Source organism: Veillonella sp. (assembly GCF_019414865.1).
GTDB lineage: Bacteria > Bacillota > Negativicutes > Veillonellales > Veillonellaceae > Veillonella.
Genome location: NZ_DXLG01000108.1, coordinates 1 through 5,333 on the forward strand (window position 1 = coordinate 1; position 5,333 = coordinate 5,333).

The following is a 5,333-nucleotide window of genomic DNA, read 5'->3' on the forward strand; positions in this document are numbered from 1 at the left end:
ATCTCAATGAGGCTTTATTATTAAGGAATAAACTATATTTTCCTATAATAAGTTCTTGCGTCACAATATCTTGTATGATATAATCATTCAGGTATAAGAAACGATTTTTAAGGAGGTGACTCAATTGCCAAACATTAAATCCAGTATTAGAAGCGTAAAAACGGATGCTGAACGTCGTGCGAAAAACGCCGCTGTAAAATCTCAAATCCGTACAGCAGCTCGTAAAACCGTTGAAGCTGTTCAAGCAGGCGCAGTAGAAGAAGCAAAACAAGCACTTGTTCATGCTACTAGCGTAATTGATAAAGCAGCCTCCAAAGGTGTACTTCATAAAAACACTGCAGCTCGCAAAAAATCTAATCTTGCAGCTAAAGTAAACGCTTTATAATTTGAGCGTCAACAACCTCTTGTTGCCTAGCGATACGGGGTTGTTTTTTTATATGTACATTTACAAGGGACTCTCTATGGAGAGTCCCTTTTTGCATATATAATAAGTTACCTTATGTTATAATAAAGGATAGAATTAAGCGAGGTGTATTATGAAAAAATTAATGATTATAGATGGCAGTAGTTTGTTATTCCGTGCATTTTTTGCGTTACCACCGTTGAAGTCTGCTTTGGGGACTCCAACGAATGCAGTGTATGGTTTTTTAACAATGCTCATCAAATTATACGAAGAAATTAACCCTGATTATATTGCGGTAGCTTTTGATAAAGGTCGTCAAACATTCCGTACTGAAATGTATAGCGAATATAAAGGCAATCGTCCAGATGCACCAGAGGATTTACGCCCTCAATTTAGTCTTATTCAAGATGTATTAAAAGCTTTAGGTATTTGTGTTATTGAAGAAGACGGCTTTGAAGGGGACGATATTCTAGGATCTTTAAGTAAGAAATTTGGTACACCAGAGATGGCTGTTCAAATTATTACTGGTGACCGCGATAATCTCCAGCTCGTTACAGAGCACAGTCACGTGTTCTTAACTAAAAAAGGTATTTCTGATATGTTAGAGGTTACTCTTGATAACATGGAAGAACTCTATGGCTATGGTCCTGATAAGGTTATCGAAATGAAAGCCCTTATGGGTGATTCCTCTGATAATATTCCAGGTGTACCAGGTGTAGGTGAAAAAACGGCCCTTAAATTGATTACAGAATACGGTGATCTTGAGTCCGTATATGACCATATCGAAGATATTTCCGGTAAGAAATTAAAAGAGCGACTCGTAGAAAATAAAGACTTAGCGTTTTTATCTCGTGAGTTGGCAACTATTAAGACGGATATGGATTTATCTTACAAGGTTGAAGATTTTGTACAAAATTTCCATACCTCTGAGGTACAGCCTTTATTCGAAACCTTGGGATTTACTAAATTAACGCCTCGTATCGTACAAGTAATGGGCGGAGAGGAAGCCGATTTTGGTGATCCTGGTTCTTTATTTGCTCCACAAGAGGAAATTTCTCTACATGATTTAGCAGATGCTAAGGCTTTAACCTCTGATTTCTATACAGGTAAAACGGTGGCAATACATGTTGTGCTAGATGGTAAAACCCCATTTAGAACAGTAACGAATGTGTATTTATCTAATGGTGATACTATTGTAAAAACAGATGATACTAAAGCTGTATTAGCGGTTTTACAAGGGGCAAATGCTATCGTTACTACTCAAACTAAAGAGATTATTGAAGCCTTTGGTGAAGATGCACCAGCCGAGATTTCTTTATTTAACGATGATAAAACTGCTCGTGTCCATGATATGTCTCTTCTTGCGTACTTGTTAGATCCTACGCGTACTAACTATGGTTATCTATATTTAACGGAACGTTTCTCCGTGCCAAGCATTGCTAGTGGTAGTGTAGATGTAGAATGCGTATCTATGGTAAAAGCTTTACTCGCTATGAACGAAGTAGCTTGTGAATCTGCACGCCGTGAAGAGCTTTGGTCTCTATATGAAACAATTGAGTTGCCATTGATTCATACTTTAGTAGTAATGGAGAAAAATGGCATTTATATTGATACAGAAAAATTAGCTGAAACTACGGCTCGTTTTAAAGAGGAACTAGCACAAGTACAGCAAGAGATTTACGATATCGCAGGGGAAACTTTCAACATTAACTCGCCTAAACAATTGGGTGTTATCTTGTTTGAAAAGATGAACTTACCAATCATTAAGAAAACTAAGACTGGCTATTCTACTGATGCAGAAGTACTTGATATGCTTCGTCATGAAAGTCCGATTGTAGAGAAAATCTTGGCATACCGTTCAGTAGCAAAATTAGTATCTACCTATTGTGAAGGCTTGGCGGTTCTTATTAATGATAAGACTAAGCGTATTCATACGACCTTTAATCAAATGGTTACCGCAACAGGACGTCTTAGCTCTTCTGACCCTAACTTACAAAATATTCCTGTCCGTACTGAAAAGGGTAGAGAAATTCGTGCCTTATTCTATCCAGGTGCAGGGTACGATACTTTGGTCAGTGCCGATTACTCTCAAATTGAGTTGCGTATCTTAGCTCACTTGTCTGGCGATGAGGCTTTAATTAAAGCCTTCGTTGACGGCAAGGATATTCACCGTTTTACTGCTGCGGAGGTACTAGGAAAATCTCAAGAGGATGTTACGAGTGAAGAGCGTTCCCATGCGAAGGCGATTAACTTCGGTATCATTTACGGTATTTCTGATTTTGGCTTGTCTCGTGACCTCGGTATTACACGGGGTGAAGCTAAAAACTATATTGATTTATACTTTAGCCGTTATCCGAAGGTTAAAGAGTATATGGATCGCATGGTTCAAGAAGCTCATGAAACTGGTAAGGTTCGTACTATGTTCGGCCGTCAACGTGAATTGCCTGATATTAACAGCCGTAACTTTAACCGTCGCTCCTTTGCAGAACGTACGGCAATGAATACACCAATTCAAGGCACAGCTGCTGATATTATCAAGTTGGCTATGAACCAAGTCGAGAAAAAGCTAGAAGATGGAAACTTTACATCTCGTCTTTTATTACAGGTACATGACGAACTTGTATTAGAAGTGGTCAATTCTGAATTAGAAGCAGTAGAAGAATTATTACGTACGACTATGCAATCTGTTGTGGAGTTACAAGTACCTCTTATTGTAGATGTACATCATGCGGAAAATTGGGCGTTAGTTAAATAATAGTTTTTTATATTAGTTTATTAAAAATAGAAGGCATATATGTTTAAAATAGGATTAACTGGTGGTATTGCATCGGGCAAGAGTACAGTCCTTACCTATTTTAAGGACAAAGGGATACCTTATATCGATGCAGATATCGTCGCTCGTGAGGTAGTAGAGCCCGGTACTGAAGGTTTAGAAGCAATTGTAGATGCCTTTGGTTCTAATGTACTGCATGATGATGGTACATTAAATCGTGAAGCATTGGGCGCTATTGTCTTTCACAATGAAGAAAAACGACAATTGTTAAATGGCTGTTTAAAAACGCATATTCGCAATCGTATTTTGGAACTAACATCTCAATATGAATCGGTTAATACACCGATTTTAATCTATGATATTCCATTACTCATAGAGGGGGAATGGTATACCATGATGGATGAGGTTTGGCTTGTTTATGTAAACGAGCCTACTCAGATAGATCGCTTAATGAGTCGCAATGGATATACCAGAGAGGATGCTTTGGCTCGTATTAATAGTCAAATGCGACTCGACGATAAACGCTCTTATGCAGATGTAATTATTGATAATAATGGTACACCTCAGGCTTTGACCGCAAAATTAGATACAATTTGGAGTGAGCGTCTAGAGCTGCTTTTACAAAAACCTCAATAATAACAATAGATGTGTCAAAATTGGTATATAAAAAATAGTATTAAATGGTATAATAAGCCCATGAAATTTAGTATTATAGTATCCTAGCATTTGGTTATAGCTAGATTATGGTAAATGTCATAGTAGTTATATGTAGAAAGGGGGATTTATGAAACGTGCAACGGCAACGGCGTTATCGTGCGTCGTACTTGGGTGGTTTTATTTTGCTCATTTAGATGATCCTTTAGCGCGTCAAGTGGCGTACCCCTTTAACTATAGAGATGTAGTGATGGCTGCAGCTGAGAAGGAACAGGTTCCACCGTCCTTGGTAGCTAGTGTTATCTTAGCTGAAAGTAAATATAAGAATACTGCTGAGTCTGAAACAGGTGCTCTTGGATTGATGCAACTCATGCCAGATACAGCGCGTTGGGTTGCTCAACAAGTTGGTCATGGTAATTATACAGATCGTCAGCTAAAAGAGCCTGAAACAAATATTGAGTTAGGAACATGGTATCTAGGCCATTTGTTAAAAGAATTTAATGGCGATGAGGTGCAGGCGTTAGCTGCGTATAATGCGGGACGCGGCCATGTTGAATCCTGGCTCAATGAGAATAAATGGAATGGCATGGTTGATACTATACCATTTCCAGAAACACGTAGCTATGTAAAAGCTGTTTTACAGTATCAACAGAAATATGAGGCATTATATGGAAACGATTATTGAAGCTTGTAAAGCATTAGATTATTCATGGTTGCCTCAGCAGATTGGGGGATTTACCTTAGTAGTATCCAATGAATCTGATTACACTGCGCTACTTGAACGCATTACAGCAGGTGAAGAGGTATTAAAGGTACCTATTTTCCATTATCAAAATGATCTAGGGTGGCGATGGTCTGCCTTATATGATAAAGAGGTAGAGGACTATACGGTTCATATTGAAATGCCACTCTTTTCCTTTGTGGATATTTCGTTTGTGCGTGCTGATTTAGAATCGTTCTGGAAGGGGTTACAAGATCGCTGTGTCAAAGGTTTAACTAATATGTTAATCGAGCCAGCAAATAACTTTACTTTTACATACCGTCGCCGAGGCATACCTGAATGGGATTTTTCCGAGGTCATGCCTAAAGAATTGGAAGGTTTTATATGTGATGTTGATCCATCTCACGGAATTCGGATGATTAATGGTTCTTTTATTATCGGTGAATATCGTAAGATGGATGAATGTACTGGATTATTGCTATATTATAACGAATTACGTGATGAGTACTTTGCAGAGCTTCGCTATAAAAACTATCCTGAAATAGACCATCATTTAGATGCTAAAAATTTAGTTGATTTAACAGCTGTTCTTCGTGAGCATCTAGGACCTATATTAAAAGGATTAAATGATCGGGTTGACTAATAATTGTAAAGTGTGACTATGCTATTTTTTGAGTTATTTTATATTATATGAAATAATCTAAGTGGGAATGTTTGGTTAAAGCCCATAAGAAAGCGTAGAATTTGTATATACACAGTAAATGTGATATACTATATATGAC

General features: G+C 37.8%; 5 protein-coding genes. All 5 read left to right on the forward strand.

The genetic code is table 11. The annotated features are described in order from the left end of the window. Nucleotides 1-124 precede the first annotated feature (124 nt). The 5 genes from rpsT (at nt 125) to QZ334_RS06680 (ending at nt 5,194) form a co-directional block, all read left to right on the forward strand. Nucleotides 125-385 carry a 30S ribosomal protein S20 gene (gene rpsT / locus QZ334_RS06660; protein ID WP_004692998.1) on the forward strand — a complete coding sequence of 87 codons (261 nt, stop codon included), beginning with the start codon at nt 125-127 and terminating at the stop codon, nt 383-385. A gap of 151 nt (nt 386-536) precedes the next feature. Further along, on the forward strand, nt 537-3,158 hold the full coding sequence (gene polA / locus QZ334_RS06665) for a DNA polymerase I (protein ID WP_295233012.1): 2,622 nt from the start codon (nt 537-539) through the stop codon (nt 3,156-3,158). A 39-nt stretch (nt 3,159-3,197) separates the two neighbouring features. Further along, a complete protein-coding gene (gene coaE, locus QZ334_RS06670) occupies nt 3,198-3,812 on the forward strand; it encodes a dephospho-CoA kinase (protein ID WP_287533617.1) in 615 nt (204 codons plus the stop codon). A gap of 148 nt (nt 3,813-3,960) precedes the next feature. Then, nucleotides 3,961-4,515 carry a lytic transglycosylase domain-containing protein gene (locus QZ334_RS06675; RefSeq protein WP_105085506.1) on the forward strand — a complete coding sequence of 185 codons (555 nt, stop codon included), beginning with the start codon at nt 3,961-3,963 and terminating at the stop codon, nt 4,513-4,515. Further along, on the forward strand, nt 4,499-5,194 hold the full coding sequence (locus tag QZ334_RS06680; RefSeq protein WP_295233015.1) for a hypothetical protein: 696 nt from the start codon (nt 4,499-4,501) through the stop codon (nt 5,192-5,194). Before QZ334_RS06675 ends, QZ334_RS06680 begins: the two co-directional genes overlap by 17 nt. Nucleotides 5,195-5,333 lie beyond the last annotated feature (139 nt).